The sequence below is a fragment of the Streptomyces niveiscabiei genome, from assembly GCF_033794345.1.
In the GTDB taxonomy this organism is placed as follows: domain Bacteria; phylum Actinomycetota; class Actinomycetes; order Streptomycetales; family Streptomycetaceae; genus Streptomyces; species Streptomyces niveiscabiei.
In genome coordinates this window covers 245098-264481 of record NZ_JARAYJ010000010.1, presented here as the reverse complement: position 1 = coordinate 264481, position 19384 = coordinate 245098, and the positions used below count along the sequence as shown (strand labels likewise).

At 71.3% G+C, this 19384-nt stretch carries 9 protein-coding genes and 1 pseudogene; 2 read left to right on the top strand and 8 right to left on the bottom strand.

Annotation, left to right across the window (positions count from 1 at the left end; translation table 11 throughout):
• Positions 1-173 precede the first annotated feature (173 nt).
• From glgB to PV682_RS17105, 5 genes are all read right to left on the bottom strand, one after another.
• A complete protein-coding gene (gene glgB, locus PV682_RS17125) occupies positions 174-2546 on the bottom strand; it encodes a 1,4-alpha-glucan branching enzyme (protein WP_319730615.1) in 2373 nt (790 codons plus the stop codon).
• 29 nt (positions 2547-2575) lie between these two features.
• Positions 2576-3979 carry a maltokinase N-terminal cap-like domain-containing protein gene (locus PV682_RS17120; protein WP_319730613.1) on the bottom strand — a complete coding sequence of 468 codons (1404 nt, stop codon included), beginning with the start codon at positions 3977-3979 and terminating at the stop codon, positions 2576-2578.
• 119 nt (positions 3980-4098) lie between these two features.
• A complete protein-coding gene (treS, locus tag PV682_RS17115) occupies positions 4099-5799 on the bottom strand; it encodes a maltose alpha-D-glucosyltransferase (protein ID WP_319730611.1) in 1701 nt (566 codons plus the stop codon).
• Positions 5796-7856, bottom strand: a complete 2061-nt coding sequence (locus PV682_RS17110; protein WP_319730610.1) for a maltotransferase domain-containing protein — start codon at positions 7854-7856, stop codon at positions 5796-5798. The genes treS and PV682_RS17110 overlap by 4 nt, the downstream gene beginning before the upstream one ends.
• Positions 7857-8080: 224 nt before the next feature.
• Complete coding sequence (locus PV682_RS17105; RefSeq protein ID WP_319730609.1) at positions 8081-9253, bottom strand: S8 family peptidase; 1173 nt, start codon at positions 9251-9253, stop codon at positions 8081-8083.
• Between the two features lie 249 nt (positions 9254-9502).
• Between PV682_RS17105 and glgP the strand changes: the two genes are divergently transcribed.
• Positions 9503-12058, top strand: coding sequence for an alpha-glucan family phosphorylase (gene glgP / locus PV682_RS17100; protein WP_319730608.1), 2556 nt, complete (start codon positions 9503-9505; stop codon positions 12056-12058).
• Position 12059: 1 nt separating this feature from the next.
• Here glgP and PV682_RS17095 read toward each other — a convergent pair whose 3' ends face one another.
• The 3 genes from PV682_RS17095 to PV682_RS17085 form a co-directional block, all read right to left on the bottom strand.
• The gene (locus PV682_RS17095; protein ID WP_319730606.1) at positions 12060-12575 is read right to left on the bottom strand and encodes a DUF1990 domain-containing protein; all 516 of its coding nucleotides are present in this window, start codon (positions 12573-12575) and stop codon (positions 12060-12062) included.
• 75 nt (positions 12576-12650) lie between these two features.
• A complete protein-coding gene (locus PV682_RS17090; protein ID WP_319730604.1) occupies positions 12651-14318 on the bottom strand; it encodes a M4 family metallopeptidase in 1668 nt (555 codons plus the stop codon).
• 450 nt (positions 14319-14768) lie between these two features.
• Complete coding sequence (locus PV682_RS17085) at positions 14769-16793, bottom strand: M4 family metallopeptidase (protein WP_319730602.1); 2025 nt, start codon at positions 16791-16793, stop codon at positions 14769-14771.
• Between the two features lie 304 nt (positions 16794-17097).
• Here PV682_RS17085 and PV682_RS17080 point away from each other — a divergent pair.
• Positions 17098-19287: pseudogene (locus tag PV682_RS17080) on the top strand (ABC transporter ATP-binding protein); the annotation flags it as partial.
• Between the last annotated feature and the right edge of the window lie 97 nt (positions 19288-19384).

Genomic DNA, 19384 nt, shown 5'->3' with positions numbered 1-19384 from the left:
TGACACCACCCCCCGGGTCATGGTCGACAGGGGGCAAAAGTCATGCCGGGCCAGAAGGCCGGGAGCCTCATGATCGAGGCCGTCTAGAAGGTAACGGGGCTGAGGGGGGCTCAGGGGAGGGTTGAGGGGAGGGGAGCCGGGGCCCGCCGCTTCGGTGCCGGCCCGCACCCCCTTCACGCCGGGCGCAGCCAGATCGTCGCCAGCGGAGGCAGGGTCACGGTGAGCGACGCCTCCCGGCCGTGCCACGGTGTCGACTCCGGCTTCAGCGTGTCCGGGTGCGTGACCCCGCTGCCCCCGTACAGCACCGCGTCCGTGTTCAGGAGTTCGTGCCAGGCCGGGACCTCGCCGGGGACGCCCACGCGGTAGTCGTGGCGGACCGTGGGGGAGAGGTGGGTGATCGCCAGGAGCGGCGTGCCGTCGGCCGACCTGCGCAGGAACGCGAACACGTTGTCGTCCGCCGCGTCGCCGGCCAGCCACTCGAAGCCGTCCGGCGTCGTGTCGCGCTGCCACAGCGAAGGGTGAGCGCGGTACGCGGAGTTGAGGTCGCGGACCAGGTCGCGGACGCCCCGGTGGTCGGCCTCCGCGCCGTACGCCGGGTCCAGGAGCCACCAGTCCGGGCCGTGCGCCTCCGACCACTCCGCGCCCTGCGCGAACTCCTGCCCCATGAAGAGGAGTTGCTTGCCGGGGTGAGACCACATGAAGGCGAGGTAGGCGCGCAGGTTCGCCCGCTGCTGCCACCAGTCGCCCGGCATCTTCGACACCAACGACCGCTTGCCGTGGACGACTTCGTCGTGGGAGATCGGCAACACGTAGTTCTCGCTGTACGCGTACACCATCGAGAACGTCATCTCGCCGTGGTGGTAGGAGCGGTGGACCGGGTCGTGCGCCATGTAGCCCAGCGAGTCGTGCATCCAGCCCATGTTCCACTTCAGGCCGAAACCGAGGCCCCCCGAGTCCGTCGCGCGCGTCACGCCGTCCCAGGCCGTGGACTCCTCGGCGACCGTCACGACGCCCGGGCAGCGGCGGTACACCGTCGCGTTCATCTCCTGGAGGAACGCCACCGCGTCCAGGTTCTCCCGGCCGCCGTACGCGTTCGGTGACCACTGGCCCGGCTCGCGCGAGTAGTCCAGGTACAGCATCGAGGCGACCGCGTCCACGCGCAGCCCGTCGATGTGGAACTCCTCGCACCAGTAGACGGCGTTCGCCACCAGGAAGTTGCGGACCTCGCGGCGCCCGTAGTCGAACTCCAGCGTGCCCCAGTCGGGATGTGCGGCGCGCCGCGGGTCCTCGTGCTCGTACAGGGGGCGCCCGTCGAACTCGGCCAACGCCCAGGCGTCGCGCGGGAAATGGGCGGGGACCCAGTCCATCAGGACGCCGATCCCGGCCCGGTGCAGGGCGTCCACCAGGTGCCGGAAGTCGTCCGGGGTGCCCAGGCGGGCGGTGGGCGCGTAGAAGCCGGTGACCTGGTAGCCCCAGGAGCCGCCGAAGGGGTGCTCGGCGACGGGGAGGAACTCGACGTGGGTGAAGCCCAGGTCGTTGACGTAGGAGGGGAGTTGATCGGCTAGCTGACGGTATGTCAGGCCAGGGCGCCAGGACGGGAGGTGGACCTCGTACACCGAGAACGGGGCCTCGTGGACCGGGACTTCGGCGCGCCGAGCCATCCACTCCGTGTCGCCCCACGCGTAGTGCGAGGCGGTGACGATCGACGCCGTCTCCGGCGGGGTCTGCGTACGGCGGGCCATCGGGTCGGCGCGCAGGGTCTTCGAGCCGTCGGGGCGGGTGATCTCGAACTTGTACAGCTCGCCCTCCCCGATGCCGGGGACGAACAGCTCCCACACGCCGGTCGAGCCCAGGGAGCGCATCGGGAAGCCGGTGCCGTCCCAGAAGTTGAAGGTCCCGGCGATGCGGACGCCGCGCGCGTTCGGGGCCCACACCGCGAACCGGGTGCCGGACACGCCGTCGTGCGTCGTTGGGTGCGCGCCGAGCGCCGTCCACAGCTGCTCGTGGCGGCCCTCGCCGATCAGATGCAGGTCGAGGTCACCGAGAGTGGGCAGGAAGCGGTACGCGTCGTGGGTGTCGTGCGTGGCGCCCTCGTACTCGACCACCAGACGGTACGCGGTGGTCGCGGGCGGGGGCGTCGCGCCCGGCAGCAGCACCGAGAAGAAGCCGCTGCCGTCGTCCTTCAGGGGGTGGCGCAGGCCGTCCGCCGTCACGGCGGTGACCGCGCGGGCGTACGGGCGGAAGGCGCGCAGCGCGGTCTCGCCGGTCGGGGTGGGGTGCGGGCCCAGGACCGAGTGGGGGTCGTGGTGGGTACCGGTGAGGAGACGGTCCTGGTCGGGGCGGGGGACGGCGGGGTCGAAGAGGGGTGCCGGTACGGCAGTCGGCGGCGGGGTCTGCTCGCGCGGGGGAGTCGCCGCGCTCTTGCGTGCCGGGCGGCCGGACGCCGTCTTCTTCGCGGCGGCCTTCTTCGCCGGCGGCTCTTTCGCGACCGCCTTCTTCGCGGCGGCAGCCGCCTTCTTCTTCGGGTTCGGCGCACCGGACGTCACGGGCGGGGCCTCCTGGGGAGTCGAGGGGATCAGGTGAGTTCGTGCGCGGCGAGCCGCCGGATCGCGGAGAGGGGTACGGGCAGCCAGTCGGGGCGGTGCCTGGCCTCGTACACGACCTCGTAGATCGCCTTGTCGGTCTCGTACGCCCGCAGGAGTACGGGGTCGGTACGCGGGTCCACGCCCGTCACCTCCGCGTACCCCGAGCAGTACGCCGCCCGGCAGGCCGCCGCCCACCGCGGTACGGGCGGCTCGGCCGAGTGCGCGGCGTAGTCGAACGACCGCAGCATCCCGGCGACGTCCCGGACCGCCGGCTGCGGCATCCGCCGCTCGGCGAGGGGCCGCGCGGGCTCCCCCTCGAAGTCGATGAGCAGCCATTTCCCGGCGGGCGTCCGCAGACACTGCCCCAGGTGCAGGTCGCCGTGTATCCGCTGGGCCACCCAGGTGTGCCCCTCGGCGGCCAGCTCCGCGAGCGCCCCGAACGCGGTCCGCAGCCCCACCTCGTACGGCCGCAGCGACGGCACCGCCTGCACGGCCGCCTCAAGCCGCGCGGTCATCCCCGCGACGAGCGGCTCCAGCTGGGCGTGCCCGAGGGTGACGGTGGGCAGGGCGCGGGCGAGGGCCTGGTGGACCTCGGCGGTGGCACGGCCGAGGGCGCGGGCGTCCTCGGCGAAGTCGTACCCCCCGCCGTCATACCCCCCTACCTCGCTTACCTCGCTTGCCTCGGACTCCCCCGGCTCCTTCCCCACCCCCTGCAACGCCAGTTCCCACCCGTCCACCGCACCGGCGACATACTTCTGGGCTACTCCGAGTACCCACGCCTCTCCACCCACCTCGGCGCCGATCCACCCGACCGGGTCGGGCACTCGGTCGCAGCCCTCGCGGGTGAGGGCCAGTGGTAGTTCCAGGTCGGGGTTGACGCCGGGGAGGACCCGGCGCAGGAGTTTCAGGATGAACGTATCTCCGTAGGTCACCGAGGAGTTGGACTGTTCGGCGGTGATCAGGCGGGGGACCAGGTCGGGCCGGATCTCGGCGCCGGGGGCGCGGGAGAAGCGCAGGGCGCCCACGCGGGCCTCGGTGCGGATCGCTTCGAGGAGGAGCTCGGCGGGCCAGGGGTCGTGGAGGGCGTCGTAGTACGTGAGTCCGTCGAGTTCGCCGATGCGGGCGCCCGCCAGGTGGGGCGGGAGGGTCTCGCGCCCGGCGATGAGGAGCTGGTAGCAGTCGCCGGGTCCCGCGCCCTGCCCGGCGTGGGTGAGGACGTGGTGGAGGGACAGCCGTCCCCCCGGCGGCAGGAGTTCCGTCACGGAGACCGGCGTGAACCCGGTCACCGGGAGCCCCTTCCCCGCGAACCACCGCTGCCGGGGCAGCCATTCGCGCAGCAGGGGGGCCAGCGACGCGAGCAGGTCGGGGCCGGGACGCAGAGCCGTGTCCGCCATGACGTCGTCCTTTCCCCGGGGACCTGAACGGGTCGTGAGGGGTAGGGGTTTAGTGATGCGTGCCCCGGGCGGGGCGGAGGAAACCGCCCCGCCCGGACCTTCTGTGCCGGCCGGCGCCTCTAGACAGGGGCGCCCCGCAGCCGGAACCAGTAGAAGCCGTGCCCCGCCAGGGTGAGCAGGTACGGGAGTTCGCCGACCGCCGGGAACCGCACCCCGCCGAACAGCTCCACCGGATGGCGTCCGCTGAAGCGGCTGAGGTCCAGCTCGGTGGGCTGCGCGAAGCGGGAGAAGTTGTGGACGCACAGCACGAGGTCGTCCTCGTACTCCCGCAGGAACGCGAGCACCGCCGCGTTGCTGGACGGGAGTTCGGTGAACGAGCCGAGCCCGAACGCCGGGTTCTGCTTGCGGATCTCGATCATCCGGCGCGTCCAGTGCAGCAGAGACGACGGCGACGACATGGACGCCTCGACGTTGGTGACCTGGTAGCCGTAGACCGGGTCCATGATCGTGGGCAGGTACAGCCGGCCCGGATCGCAGGACGAGAAACCGGCGTTGCGGTCCGGCGTCCACTGCATCGGCGTCCGTACCGCGTCCCGGTCGCCGAGCCAGATGTTGTCGCCCATGCCGATCTCGTCGCCGTAGTAGAGGATCGGCGAGCCGGGCAGGGACAGCAGCAGGGCGGTGAACAGCTCGATCTGGTTGCGGTCGTTGTCGAGGAGCGGTGAAAGCCTGCGCCGGATACCGATGTTGGCGCGCATCCGCGGGTCTTTCGCGTACTCCGCCCACATGTAGTCGCGTTCCTCGTCGGTGACCATCTCCAGCGTCAGCTCGTCGTGGTTGCGCAGGAAGATGCCCCACTGGCAGTTCGAGGGGATCGCCGGGGTCTTGGAGAGGATCTCGGAGACGGGGTAGCGCGACTCGCGGCGCACGGCCATGAAGATGCGCGGCATGACGGGGAAGTGGAACGCCATGTGGCACTCGTCGCCGCCGGAGGAATAGTCGCCGAAGTAGTCGACGACGTCCTCGGGCCACTGGTTGGCCTCGGCGAGCAGGACGGTGTCCGGGTACTGCGCGTCGATCTCCTTGCGGACCCGCTTGAGGAACTCGTGGGTAGCAGGAAGGTTTTCGCAGTTCGTTCCCTCGGCGGCGTACAGGTACGGCACGGCGTCGAGGCGGAAGCCGTCGATGCCGAGGTCGAGCCAGAACTTCAGCGCCGAGATCATCTCGTCCTGCACGGCCGGGTTCTCGTAGTTGAGGTCCGGCTGGTGGGAGAAGAACCGGTGGAAGAAGTACTGCTTGCGGACCGGGTCGAAGGTCCAGTTGGAGGCCTCGGTGTCGACGAAGATGATCCGCGCGTCCTCGAACTGCTTGTCGTCGTCGGCCCACATGTAGTAGTCGCCGTACGGGCCTTCGGGGTCCTTGCGGGACTCCTGGAACCACGGGTGCTGGTCGCTCGTGTGGTTCATGACGACGTCGATGATGACGCGCATCCCGCGCTGGTGCGCGGAGTCCACGAACTCCACGAAGTCGGCGAGGTCGCCGAACTCCGGGAGCACCGACGTGTAGTCGGCGACGTCGTAACCGCCGTCCTTCAGCGGCGACTTGAAGAAGGGCGGCAGCCAGAGACAGTCCACCCCCAGCCACTGGAGGTAGTCGAGTCTGGCCGTCAGCCCCTTCAGGTCGCCGACGCCGTCGCCGTTGGAGTCCTGGAAGGAACGGACCAGGACCTCGTAGAACACGGCGCGTTTGAACCACTCGGGGTCGCGGTCCTTGGCCGGGGTGTCCTCGAAGGTGTCCTGTACGGGCTCGTTGACCATCATCGTGTGGCTGACCCTCCGGTCTGCGGGTGGGACGGTCGCAGGACCGTCAGTACGTGCGCGGGCCGCGAACCCGGTTCCAGACGCACGTAGTTGGCCCTGCCCCAGTCATAGGTCTCGCCGGTCAGCTCGTCGCGCACCGGCACCGACTCGTGCCAGTCCAGGCCGAGTTGCGGCATGTCCAACGAGACCGTGGCCTCCTGGGTGTGGTGGGGGTCGAGATTGACGATCGTGAGAACCGTGTTCGACCCGGACGTCTTCGAGTAGGCGATCACCGCGTCCTTGTCCGCGTGATGGAAGTGCAGGTTCCGCAGCTGCCGCAGCGCCGGACTTGCCCTGCGCACCTCGTTCAGGCGGGTGATCAGCGGCGCGATGGTCGGCGCCGACTCCCAGTCCCTGGCCCGGAGTTGGTACTTCTCCGAGTCGAGGTACTCCTCGCTGCCCGCGCGCAGCGGCGTGTTCTCGCACAGCTCGTACCCGCTGTAGATCCCCCACGACGGCGACAGCGTCGCCGCCAGCACCGCGCGCGCCTCGAACGCCGGACGGCCGCCGTGCTGGAGGTACTCGTGCAGGATGTCCGGGGTGTTCGCGAAGAAGTTCGGCCGCATCGAGGCGGCTGTCTCCCGGGACAACTCCGTGAGGTACGCGGTGAGTTCGTCCTTCGAGGTGCGCCAGGTGAAATAGGTGTACGACTGCTGGAAGCCGATCTCGCCGAGCGTGCGCATCATCGCGGGACGCGTGAACGCCTCCGCGAGGAAGATCACGTCCGGGTCGGTGCGGCCGATCTCGCCGAGGACCCGCTCCCAGAACACGACGGGTTTCGTGTGCGGGTTGTCGACGCGGAAGATCCGCACGCCGGCCGCCATCCAGTGCCGCAGCACCCGCAGGGTCTCCGCGACCAGTCCGTCCATGTCCGCGTCGAACGCCACGGGATAGATGTCCTGGTACTTCTTCGGCGGGTTCTCCGCGTACGCGATCGTCCCGTCCGGCCGGTGGTGGAACCACTCCGGGTGCTCGGCGACCCAGGGGTGGTCCGGCGAGCACTGCAACGCGAAGTCGAGCGCGACCTCCAGTCCCAGCTCGGCGGCGCGGCCCACGAACCACGCGAAGTCGTCCAGGGTCCCCAGCGCCGGGTGCACCGCGTCGTGGCCGCCCTCCGGGGAGCCGATCGCCCACGGCACGCCGACGTCGTCCGCCGTGGGGGTGAGGGAGTTGTTGCGGCCCTTGCGGAACGTCGTCCCGATGGGGTGGATCGGCGGGAGATAGACGACGTCGAAGCCCATCGCGGCGATCTCCGGCAGCCGCCGGGCCGCCGTGCGGAACGTGCCGTGCGGTACTTCCGGCGTCCCCTCCGAACGCGGGAAGAACTCGTACCACGACCCGAACAGCGCCCGCTCCCGCTCCACCAGCAGCGGCAACTCCTCGGAGGAGGTGACCAGTTCACGCAGCGGGTGGGCGGCGAGCACCGCGTCGACCTCGGGGGTGAGGGCGGCGCGCAGCCGTTCGGCGGGGGGCAGGGAACCGTCGCGGAGTGCGGATACGGCGGCCCTGAGGGCGCCGGAGTCGACGGGGACCCGCTCGTACAGCCGTGCCCCCTCCTCCAGGACCAGGTCCGTGTCGATCCCCGCCGGGATCTTGATCCGCGCGTGGTGGCGCCAGGTCGAGACCGGGTCGCTCCACGCCTCCACGGCGTACGTCCACAGGCCGGGCGCGTCCGGGGTGACGTCCGCGCCCCACCGGTCGGTGCCGGGGGCGAGCTCACGCATGGGGGTCCAGGGGCCGGGGTTACCCCGGTAGTCCTTGAGTACGACGTTGGCGGCGACGGCGTCGTGGCCCTCGCGGAAGACGGTCGCCGAGACCTCGAAGGTCTCGCCGATCACCGCCTTGGCGGGCCTGCGGCCCCGCTGGACGACCGGGCGGACGTCCAGCACGGGTATCCGGCCGGTCACCGGGGCCGGTGGGGGAGCTGTGCGGGTTCGCGGGGCTGTTCGGGAACCGGAGGGTCGCTCCGGCGCGGGACGGGGTGTCGGGGGTGCCGACGGGCGTTGTGTGGCGGGCATGACCGCTCCTGTCCGCGTCAACGAGGGGTGGGCGCAGGGTGGGGGGAGGTGGGCCTGCGGGGGTGGTGCGAGTCGGATACCTGAGATGTAGCGGGGTAGTACCGCAGGAGCCTTCCCACACTATTCGGGTGGGCAATCCGGCGCGCAGCCAACTACTCCCGCGTAGCCCCCTGCCCAGGTATGCCGCCATTCGAGTGAACGGCGGCCATCGCGCTATTCCTTTGTCACGAAGTCGGAATCTGAAGGAGTTTGTCCGGCGAACCCGTACCGCGACCGGAAACCTTCCCGTTCACCGCGTCCCGGACGAGTTTCCCGGCAACCTGGGCGGGCGTGGCTTTCGGGTGATCCGCCAGGAACAGCGCCGCCGCCCCCGCCGCGTGCGGCGCCGCCATCGACGTACCCGAGTACACCGCACGCCCGGTGTCATGCGCGTTCGACGCGGACACGATCGACCCGCCCGGCGCGAACAGATCCACGGGCGGACCGTAGTTCGAATAACTCAGCCGCGCGTCCCGCCGGTCGGTCGCCCCGACCGTGACCGCCTCCCGCACCCGCCCCGGCGAGTACCCGCCCGCCGGCCGCCCCTCGTTCCCCGCCGCGACCGTGTACGTCACCCCGGCCCGGATCGAGGTCCGTACGGCGGCGTCCAGCGCCGCGTTGGCGGGGCCGCCCAGGCTGAGGTTGGCGACCGCGGGCCTGCGCGCGTGCCGCGTCACCCAGTCGATCCCGGCGATCGTCCGCGCGATGGTCCCGGCGCCGGAGTCGTCCAGGACCCGCACCGACACGACCCGCGCCTCGCGGGCGACGCCCAGCGTGGCCCCCGCGACGGTCGCCGCGACATGCGTGCCGTGCCCGTTCCCGTCCCCGGCGTACGCGTCGCCGCCCACGAAGTCCCAGCCGTGACTCGCCCGCCCCGCGAACTCCTGGTGCGTGACCCGCACCCCGGTGTCGATGACGTACACCGTCACCCCCGCCCCCCGCGACGCGGGCGCCCGATAGGAACCGTCCAGCGGCAGCGACGGCTGGTCGACCCGGTCGAGCCCCCAACTGGCCGGAGCCGGACCCGCCTCGGCGTCCACCCGCGTGTCCTGCACGACCGACGCCACCCGGGGATCGGCGGCCAGCCGCCGGGCCGAGCGCGGATCCGCCCGCACCGCACAGCCGTTGAGGGCGGCGTCGTAGGAGTGGGTCACGCTCGCGCCGTACGCGGCGGCCACTGCGCGGCACTTCGCCGGGCTCGTCCCCGCTCTCAGCGTGACCAGATAACTCCCCTCCACCGCACCGGACCCACCGGCTCCGACGACGACCCCCTCGGGTACGGCGTGCGCGGTCGTCGAGAGCAGCAGGGCCAGGGCGACCGCGCCCAGACCCGAACTCCCCACCCGTGTCCACCCCATGGCTCCCCTCCCGGCCCGGCGCCCGCGACACCGCCCGGGCGCACCCCTTCCCGGCACCCTCTCGTGCGCCGGGAGGAGTCACAAGGTGGCCTACGGGGAGGGAATCGGCCATATCGGCCGGAGCCGGACGAGGAAAGGGCCGCGGTGTTTTTCGGACGTGACCGCGGGGAGCCATTACCGTCGAAGAGAAGAGACGACGAGACGCACATCGCGGTGTGTCCCCCCTCTGCACGCGCGACGAGGTGGAAATTGAAGGCGATACGTCGGTTCACCGTCCGGCCCGTACTCCCCGAACCCCTGCGTCCTTTGACCGAGCTGGCCAGAAACCTCAGGTGGTCGTGGCACGAGGAGACCCGTGAGCTGTTCCGGTCCGTCGACCCCGAGCGCTGGGCCGCGACCGGCGACCCCGTCCGCCTCCTCGGCGGCGTCGGCACCGCGCGGCTCGCCGAACTCGCCGGGGACCGCGGGTTCCTGCGCAGGCTCGACTCCGTCGCCGGGGACCTCACCGACTATGTGAGCAACGGGCGCTGGTACCAGGAACAGCGCGAGGCGGGCGAACTCCCCGCCGCCGTCGCCTACTTCTCGCCCGAGTTCGGCATCACCGCCGCCCTCCCGCAGTACTCCGGCGGCCTCGGCATCCTCGCCGGCGACCACCTCAAAACCGCCAGCGACCTCGGCGTCCCGCTCGTCGGCGTCGGACTCCTGTACCGGCACGGCTACTTCCGGCAGACCCTGTCCCGCGACGGCTGGCAGCAGGAGCACTACCCCGTCCTCGACCCGCACGAACTCCCCCTCGCCCCCCTCCAGGAGGCCGACGGCACCCCGGCCCACGTCAGCCTCGCCCTGCCCGGCGGACGGCGCCTGCTCGCCCGCGTCTGGGTCGCGCGGGTCGGCCGCGTACCGCTGCTGCTGCTCGACTCGGACGTCGAGGAGAACGACCCCGGCGAGCGGAGCGTCGCCGACCGGCTCTACGGCGGCGGCAGCGAACACCGGCTGCTCCAGGAGATGCTGCTCGGCATCGGGGGCGTGCGGGCCGTGCGCGCCTACTGCCGGATCACCGGGCACCCGGCGCCCGAGGTGTTCCACACCAACGAGGGCCACGCCGGGTTCCTCGGCCTGGAGCGGATCGCCGAACTCCGCGCCGAGGGGCTGGACTTCGCCGCCGGGCTCGAAGCCGTCCGGGCGGGCACCGTGTTCACCACCCACACGCCGGTCCCCGCCGGCATCGACCGGTTCGACCGGGAGCTGGTCGCCCACCACTTCGGCACCGACGCCGAACTCCCCGCCATCGACGTACAGGACGTGCTGAGCCTCGGCATGGAGACGTACCCCGGCGGGGAACCCAACCTCTTCAACATGGCGGTCATGGGGCTGCGGCTGGCCGGGCGGGCCAACGGGGTCTCGCTGCTGCACGGGAACGTCAGCCGGGAGATGTTCGCGGGGCTGTGGCCCGGGTTCGACGCGGACGAGGTGCCGATCACCTCCGTCACCAACGGAGTCCACGCACCGACGTGGGTCGCGCCCGAAGTGCTGCGCATCGACGACGTGTCCGCCGTACCGGACGGTGAACTGTGGGCGCTGCGCCGGGAGTTGCGCGGCCAGCTGGTGACGGAGGTACGGGAGCGGCTGCGCGCCTCCTGGCGGCAGCGCGGCGCCGGGACCGCCGAACTCGGCTGGATCGACGGGGTGCTGGACCCCGACGTCCTGACCATCGGGTTCGCCCGGCGCGTCCCCTCGTACAAGCGGCTCACGCTGATGCTGCGCGACCGCGACCGGCTGATGGAACTCCTGCTGCACCCCGAGCGGCCCGTGCAGATCGTCGTCGCGGGCAAGGCGCACCCCGCCGACGACGGAGGCAAGCGGCTCGTCCAGGAACTGGTCCGGTTCGCCGACGACCCACGGGTGCGCCACCGGATCGTGTTCCTGCCCGACTACGGCATGGCGATGGCCCGCAAGCTCTACCCCGGCTGCGACATCTGGCTCAACAACCCGCTGCGGCCCCTGGAGGCGTGCGGCACCAGCGGCATGAAGGCCGCGCTCAACGGCTGCCTCAACCTGTCGGTGCTGGACGGCTGGTGGGACGAATGGTTCGAGCCCGACTTCGGCTGGGCGATCCCCACCGACGACGGGGACGCCGTCGACCCCGACCGGCGTGACGACATCGAGGCCGCCGCCCTGTACGACCTCCTGGAGCAGCGCGTCGCCCCCCGCTTCTACGAGCGCGGCCCCGCCGGACTCCCCGACCGCTGGACGGAGATGGTCCGCCAGACCCTGACCCGGCTCGGCCCGAAAGTGCTCGCCGACCGGATGGTTCGCGAGTACGTCGACCGCCTCTACACCCCGGCCGCCCTCGCCCACCGCGCGATGACCCCCGAGCGCTCCCGCGAACTCGCCGCCTGGAAGGGCCGGTTGCGCGCGGGCTGGCACCGGGTCACCGTCGGCCACGTCGAGACGTCCACCGCCACCCCCACGCCCGAACTCGGCTCCACCCTCGCGTTGCGTGTCCGCGTCCGGCTCGGCGAGCTGACCCCCGAGGACGTCCAGGTGCAGGCCCTCTCCGGCCGCGTCGACCCGGAGGACCGCATCACCGACGCCACCCCTGTCGCGCTCAAGCCGGTCAACGGGCCCGACGACGAAGGAGGTTGGACGTACGAGGGACCGCTCGCGCTGGACCGGACGGGGCCGTTCGGATACACGGTACGGGTGCTGCCCTCGCACCGACTGCTCGCGTCGGACGCGGAGTTGGGGCTGGTGGCGGTGCCGTCGGAGGAAGTGGTGGAAGGGGGCGGGGTGTTGATGCGCTGACCTATTCCTCCACCGGGGCGCACAGCCCTCTCAGCACCTTCCCGCACCTGCGCGCGTAGGCGAGTTGAAGCCCCCGCACCGCCGGACCCCCTGCTTTCGCGTACCACTTGGCGGCCTTGCTGAACGCCGTCACCGTCAGCCACACCGTCCCGTCCCCCGTGCGGTCCACGAGGAACGACTCCTCCCCGCACTCGGGATGGCCGGTGAGCGTGCCGTACGCCCAGCCGGCGCGGCGGGGCTCCTCGACGGTCCACACGATCCGGCAGGGCGCCTTGATGACCCCGGCGAGGGAGACGGTGACGTCCACGTCGGGCGCGGCGCGGTCGGCGGAGGCGTTGACGCCGACGCCCATCGCCCGGTGCATCTCCCAGGTGAGCACCGCCTCCGAGGCCCGCCGGAAGACGGCTTCGCCCTCGCCGAGCCGCGTGCGTTCCCGCAGGTGGTGGAAGCCGGGAGGGCAGAAGTGGGGGTCGCGGGTCGCGCCCACGTCGTCGTACGAGAAAGGCCGTTCGGACATGGGCGCAAGAGTAGAGCGGCACCCGGGAATGCCTTCGTCCCGGGTGCCGCTCCGTTCACACGTCGGCTGTCCGTACTAGTTGACGTTGACCGCGGACCAGGCGGCCTGGACCGTCTTGTACTCGGTGGACGTCGAGCCGTACAGCGCAGACGCCGCGCTCAGCGTCGCGGTGCGGGCGCCCGCGTAGTTGGTCGTCGAGGTCATGTACGAGGTCAGCGCCTTGTACCAGATCTGGACGGCCTTGGCGCGGCCGATGCCGGTGACCGTGGAGCCGTTGTACGTCGGGGAGTTGTAGGAGACCCCGTTGATGGTCTTCGCGCCGCTGCCCTCGGACAGCAGGTAGAAGAAGTGGTTCGCCGGGCCCGACGAGTAGTGCACGTCGAGGTTCTTCAGCGAGGAGGACCAGTTGTCGGCGGACGAGCCGTCCTTGCTGGGCTTGTCCTGGTAGCGCAGCGGGGTGCCGTCGCCGTTGATGTCGATCTTCTCGCCGATGAGGTAGTCACCGGGGTCCGAGGCGTTGTTGGCGTAGAACTCGACGGCGGTGCCGAAGATGTCCGAGGTCGCCTCGTTCAACCCGCCGGACTCGCCGGAGTAGTTGAGGCCCGCGGTGTTGGAGGTGACGCCGTGCGTCATCTCGTGCCCGGCGACGTCGAGCGAGGTCAGCGGGTCGGTGTTGCCCGCGCCGTCGCCGTAGGTCATGCAGAAGCAGGAGTCGTCCCAGAACGCGTTGACGTACGCGTTGCCGTAGTGGACGCGGGAGTACGCGGCGACCCCGTCGTTCTTGATGCCGCTGCGGCCGAACGTGTTCTTGTAGAAGTCCCAGGTGACCTGGGCGCCGTAGGCGGCGTCGACGGCGGCCGTCTGGTCCGAGGAGGAGCTCGACGCGGTGCCGGTGCCCCACGTGTCGTCCGCGTCGGTGAACAGCGTGCCGGCCGAGGAACTGGTCGAGCGGGCCTTGTTGTACGTCTTGTGGTTGCCGCGCGTGGAGTCGGTCAGGTTGTACGTCGTACCCGACTTGGTGGTGCCCAGGGTGACCGTGCCGGAGTACAGGCTCTTGCCGGTGCCGGTCTCGATGCCCTGCCACTCGTACAGCTTCTTGCCCGTGGCCGCGTCGGTGATGACGTGCAGCTCGTTGGGGGTGCCGTCGTCCTGGAGGCCGCCGACGACGGTCTCGAAGGCGAGGGTGGGGGCGGAGCCGTTGCCGGCCCAGATCACCTTGCGGGGCGCGGCGTCGGGGGCGGTCTCCGCGGAGCCGGCCGCCTTGGCGAGGCCGACGGCCTGCTTCTGGGCGGTGGCCGGGGTGACCTTCGGGGTCAGCGAGGCGACCTTGATGGTGGCCGAAGTGGCCTTGGTGACGCCCTTGTTGGCGCCCGCCGGGGTCTGGTGGACGACGAGGTCGCCGCCGAGGACCGGCAGACCGGCGTAGGTGCGCTCGTAGCGGGTGTGGGTCGTGCCGTCGACGTCCTTGACGACGTCGCGGACGACGAGCGCCTCCTTGGTGCCGAGACCTATCTGCTGCGCGGTCTCGCTCGCGTCGGCCTGCTGGTCCTGGATCAGCGCGGCCCGGTCGGGCGCCGACAGGGACAGCGGGGCGGCGGCGAGGGTCCGGGCGGCCTTGTCGGCGTCGACCTTGGTGTCGGTCGCGTTGGCCGTGGTCAGCCCGGTGGTCAGCAGCGCTCCGGCGGCGACCGCGGTCGCGATGGCCAGCGTGGTGCGCTTGTGACGCGTGTAGACGGGGGTCACACAAGCTCCTTCGTGGGGGAGTCCGGGCGGCGTGGGGAACTGCCGTCCGGAGTGGTCGTGAAGTTGTGCGGCGGGTGGGGGAAGAGTGACATCGAGGGCGCGTACATGTCAGGACCCTGAATCGATGTTGGCCGAAAAGCGCCTGTCCGGTAAACGTTTCTGGTGTGTAAACCGGGCCGACCTCGGTAAAGGGGCCACCGAAGATCGGTAAGGGACCGGCAAAAACAGTGCCTGGCCGAGGAGTTGGCCCGCTCCGTATGAGGGGCTCTAGGACGGCCCTTACGGTGCCCTTACGTGCGCAGTGTGCCGGAACGTCGGATTCCGGCCGCCGGTGCGGCACTTCGACGCACGGGGCGCGCGGCCGGTTCCCGCGGGTCCGGAACCCTTGACCGGAAACGATCGGGCGCCGCCCCCGCAGGAACGGCGCCCGGCTCTCAGAGCATCACCGGCTTACGGGAAGGTGACCTTCCAGCTGTTGATCTGCCCGGTGTCCCGCGCGGCCTGGTCCTGGACCCGCAGCTGCCAGGTCCCGTTGGCCGTCTCCGTCGACGCGTTGACCGTGTACGTCGCCACCACGTTGTCCGCCGAGTCCGACGAGCTGAACGCCTTCAGCCGGTACGCCGTCCCGCTCGGCCCCACCAGGTCGATCACCAGGTCGCCCCGGAAGGTGTGCGTGATGTCCACCGACACCGACAGGTTGGACGGCGCGTTGCCGGTCCGCCCGCTCACCGCGATCGACGAGTTGACCGCCGCCCCGTTGTCCGGGATCGCCACGACCGTGCCGCTCTCGTACGAGGTGCCGGTGCCGCCACCGCCGCCCGTCGAGCGCGCGCCGACCGCGATGCCCGCCCACGCGTCCTGCACGGCGCGGTACTCGGCCGACGTCGTGCCGTACAGCTCACCGGCCGCCGCCAGCGTGCCCGTGCGCGCGCCCGCGTAGTTGGTGTTCGACGTGAACTTCGTGGCCAGCGCCCGGAACCAGATCTTCTCCGCCTTGTCCCGGCCGATGCCGGTCACCGGAAGCCCGTCCGAGGTCGCCGAGTTGTAGGTGACACCGTTGATCGTCTTGGTGCCGCTGCCCTCGCTCAGCAGGTAGAAGAAGTGGTTTGCGGGACCCGACGAGTAGTGCACGTCGAGACCGCCGAGCCCGGAGTACCAACTGTCCCTGGACGAGCCGTCCTTGCTCGGCTTGTCCATGTAACGCAGCGGCGTGCCGTTGCCGTTGATGTCGATCTTCTCGCCGATGAGGTAGTCACCGACGTCCGAGGCGTTGTTCGCGTAGAACTCGACGGCCGTCCCGAAGATGTCGGACGTCGCCTCGTTCAGGCCGCCCGACTCGCCGCTGTACACCAGGCGCGCGGTGTTCGCGGTCACGCCGTGCGACATCTCGTGCCCGGCCACGTCCAGCGAGGTGAGCGGCTTGTTGTTGCCCGCGCCGTCGCCGTACGTCATGCAGAAGCAGGAGTCCTGCCAGAACGCGTTGACGTACGCGTTGCCGTAGTGCACCCGCGAGTACGCCGCGACCCCGTCGTTGCGGATGCCGTTGCGGCCGTGCACGTTCTTGAAGTAGTCCCACGTCACCTGCGCCCCGAAGTGCGCGTCGGCACCCGCGGTCTCCGCGTTGGACGGCAGCCCGTTGCCCCACACGTCGTCCGGGCCGGAGAACAGCGTGCCGGTGCCCGACGAGCCCCGGTTCAGGTTGTACGTCCGCTGGTTGCCGCGCGTCGCGTCGGTCAGGTTGTACGTCGAACCCGACTGGGTCGAGCCGATCGTCACCGAGCCGCTGTACATCGTGTTGCCGGTGCCGTTCATGACGGCCTGGTACTCGTACAGCTTCTGGCCGGTGTTCGCGTCGGTGATGACGTGCAGCTCGTTCGGCGTGCCGTCGTGCTGGAGGCCGCCGACGACCGTCTCGTACGCGAGCACCGGGGTGCCGTTCGCCGCCCAGACCACCTTGCGGGGGGCCTGCGCCGCGTCCTTGCTCGTCGAGCCTTCCGCCGCCGCGCGCGACAGGGCCTGCTTCTCGGCCGCGCCCGCCGCGATCTTCGGGGTGAGGGAGGCGACCTTCACGGCCGCGTTCGTCGCCTTGACGACGCCCTGCGTGACGCTGGCCGCGTTCTCCTTCACGACCAGGTCGCCGCCGAGCACCGGCAGACCGGCGTAGGTGCGCTCGTAGCGGGTGTGCGTCGTGCCGTCGGCGTCCTTCACGACGTCGCGCACGACCAGGGCCTCCTGGGCGCCCAGGCCCAGGCTCTTCGCCGTCGCCGCCTTGCTCGCGTCCGCGTCGCGCAGCAACTCCGCGCGCTGCGAGGGGGTCAGCCGGATCGACTCGGTCTTCGTCGCCGACGGCTCGGGGGCCGCCGTCGCCGCGCCGGACTGGATGGCCGTCGCGACAAGAGCCGCCACGCCCAACAGGGCCGCGGCGGCTGTCCTGCGGTAGGGGGAGGTGCGTCTGGGGGAGGGACTGCTGCTCACCACTGAACTCCTTCAGGGAGACCGTCGGTCAACTGATGTGGTGGTGCTGTGGGGTTGCTGTGCAGCGGTGTGGGAAGGGTGACAGGAGAGTGGGGGTTGTGTCAGGAGCACATCAACAAGTTGGCCGGAAACCTTTTGTTGACCGACGCTTGGGGATCTCTGTACCCGGGGGGTGCGCGGGGCCGGGACTCCGGTGCGGAGCCTGGAGAAACCGCAGGTAGTAGGACCATCGGACGAGTGCGTACCGGCCGAAACTCGGTGGGCGTTGTCAGTGCCGGTCCGTAGGCTCGCGAGCGTGACGTCAGTGAAGCCTGCCTCAGAGGAACGGTCCCCGGAACAGTCCGCCGTACGAACGCTGCTGCGGCTGTGGCCGTACGTACGGCCCGCGCGGGCGCGGCTCTTCAGCGCCGCGATCGTCGCCGTACTGGCCTCCTGCGTCGGGCTCGTCATCCCCCTCGTCCTGAAGTGGATGGTCGACGGGCCCATCGCCGCCCGCGACACCGGCGGGGTCTGGCTCGGGGCGCTGTGGCTGCTGCTCCTCGGGTTCGCGGAGGCGCTGCTCTTCGGGCTGCGGCGGTGGCTCGTCGCGCGGCCCCTGTCCCACGTCGAGGCGGAGATGCGGGCCGGGCTCTACCGGCACCTCCAGCGGCTGCCGCTCTCCTTCCACGACCGGTGGGCCTCCGGGCAGCTCCTCTCGCGCGCCACCACCGACCTCATGCTCCTGCGCATGTTCCTCGCGTTCCCCCTGACCTTCCTCTTCGTCAACGCCGTCACCATCCTCGTCGGCGTCGTCATCATGCTCCTCCAGGACTGGACCCTCGGCCTCGTCATCCTCGGGCCCGCGGTCCCCGTCGTCCTCGTCTGCGTCGTCTTCGAGTCCCGGTACGCGCGCGTGGCCCGCCTCGCCCAGGACCAGGTCGGCGACCTGACCACCGTCGTCGAGGAGAGCGTCCTCGGCATCCGCGTCATCAAGGGCTTCGGCCGCCACCGCAGCCAGGCGCGCGTGTTCCGCGAACTGTCGGGCACCCTGCGGGGCACCGAACTGCGCAAGGGACGGCTCCTCGCGATGATCTGGGGCGTCATCGTGACCCTGCCCGAGGTCGCCATCGGGGCGGCGCTCGTGGTGGGCGCGGTGCAGGTCGCCGACGGGGCGTTGTCGGCGGGGACGCTGGTGGCGTTCCTCTCGACCGCGCTGGCCCTGCGCTGGCCCGTCGAGTCCATCGGCTTCCTGCTGGCGATGAGCCAGGAGGCGGCCACCGCCACGGCCCGGTACTTCGAGGTGATGGACGAGGCGGCGGAGGGGGCGGGGGCCTCCGGCGGTGGGGCGGTGCTGGTGGACGGGGCCGGCCCCGGTGGTGGGGCTGGTGACGTCGGGCGGGATGTGGTGGGTGCGGGGGCTGGAGGTGAGGTCGGCGGTTTCGCGAAGGGGGCGGCTGCTTCCTCGCGCGGGGGCGTGATGGAGGGTGCTGTGGCGGCGGCCGGAGGTGCTGGCGGTGGGGGAGCGGCCGGTGGGGCGGTCCGGGTGGTGGACGGGGCCGGTCCCGGTGGTGGGGCCGGTGATGTCGGGCGGGACGCGGCGGGAGTTGGGGCCGAAGGAGTGGGCGTCGGCTGTGGGACGGGCGCGGCTGCTCTCGGCGGTGAGGTTCGGGGAGCCGGTGACGGCGACCCGGTGGCTTCCGGCGGGGCCCGGCAGCCGGGTGGAGTTCCGGCGGGGTTTCCGGTTGTCGCCGGGGGTGGTTCCGCCAGGGCGGCTCGTGCGGAGGCGGTGGGCCGTGATGGTGGGCTGCGGTTCGAGGGGGTGTCCTTCCGGTATCCCGATGCCGATCCTGGGGCGCCGCCTGTGCTCGCGTGTGTCGACCTGCATATTCGGCCCGGTGAGTCGCTCGCGCTCGTGGGGGCCACCGGGAGCGGGAAGACGACGCTCACCGCGCTCGTGCCGCGGATGTACGACGCCACCGGGGGGCGGATCACCCTCGACGGGGAGGACATCGAGGGGATGTCCCGGGAGGAACTGCGGTCCCGGGTCGCCGTCGCCTTCGAGGAGCCGACGCTGTTCTCGGCGAGCGTCGGGGAGAACGTGCTGATGGGCGGCGCGGGTGGCGACCTCGCGCGGGCGCTGGACGTCGCCCAGGCCGGCTTCGTGCACGACCTTCCCGACGGCGTCGACACGCAGGTCGGCGAGCAGGGGCTCAGCCTCTCCGGGGGCCAGCGGCAGCGCCTCGCGCTGGCCCGCGCGGTCGTCGGACGGCCACGGTTCCTCGTCCTGGACGACCCGCTGTCCGCGCTGGACGTCCACACGGAGGCGGCGGTGGAGGCGGCCCTGCGGCACGTCCTCGCGGACACGACCGCGCTGATCGTCGCGCACCGCCCGTCGACGGTCCTCCTCGCGGACCGGGTGGCGCTGCTCTCCGAGGGACGGATCAAGGCGGTCGGCACCCATCAGGAACTGCTGCGGACGAGCGCGGAGTACGCCCACTTGATGGCGGGCGCGGAGGCGGAACCGGCTGCGGGGGCTGACGACTCGTATGCCGGTGCCGGTGCCGGTGCCGGTGCCGGTGCCGGTGCCGGTGCCGGTGCCGATGCCGATGCCG

Excerpts from the sequence above, each read along its gene's own strand:
- PV682_RS17110 (WP_319730610.1), bottom strand. The coding sequence starts at position 7,856 with ATGCCCGCCACACAACGCCCGTCGGCACCCCCGACACCCCGTCCCGCG.
- PV682_RS17095 (WP_319730606.1), bottom strand. The coding sequence starts at position 12,575 with ATGTCCGAACGGCCTTTCTCGTACGACGACGTGGGCGCGACCCGCGAC.
- PV682_RS17105 (WP_319730609.1), bottom strand. The coding sequence starts at position 9,253 with ATGGGGTGGACACGGGTGGGGAGTTCGGGTCTGGGCGCGGTCGCCCTG.
- treS (WP_319730611.1), bottom strand. The coding sequence starts at position 5,799 with ATGATGGTCAACGAGCCCGTACAGGACACCTTCGAGGACACCCCGGCC.
- PV682_RS17120 (WP_319730613.1), bottom strand. The coding sequence starts at position 3,979 with ATGGCGGACACGGCTCTGCGTCCCGGCCCCGACCTGCTCGCGTCGCTG.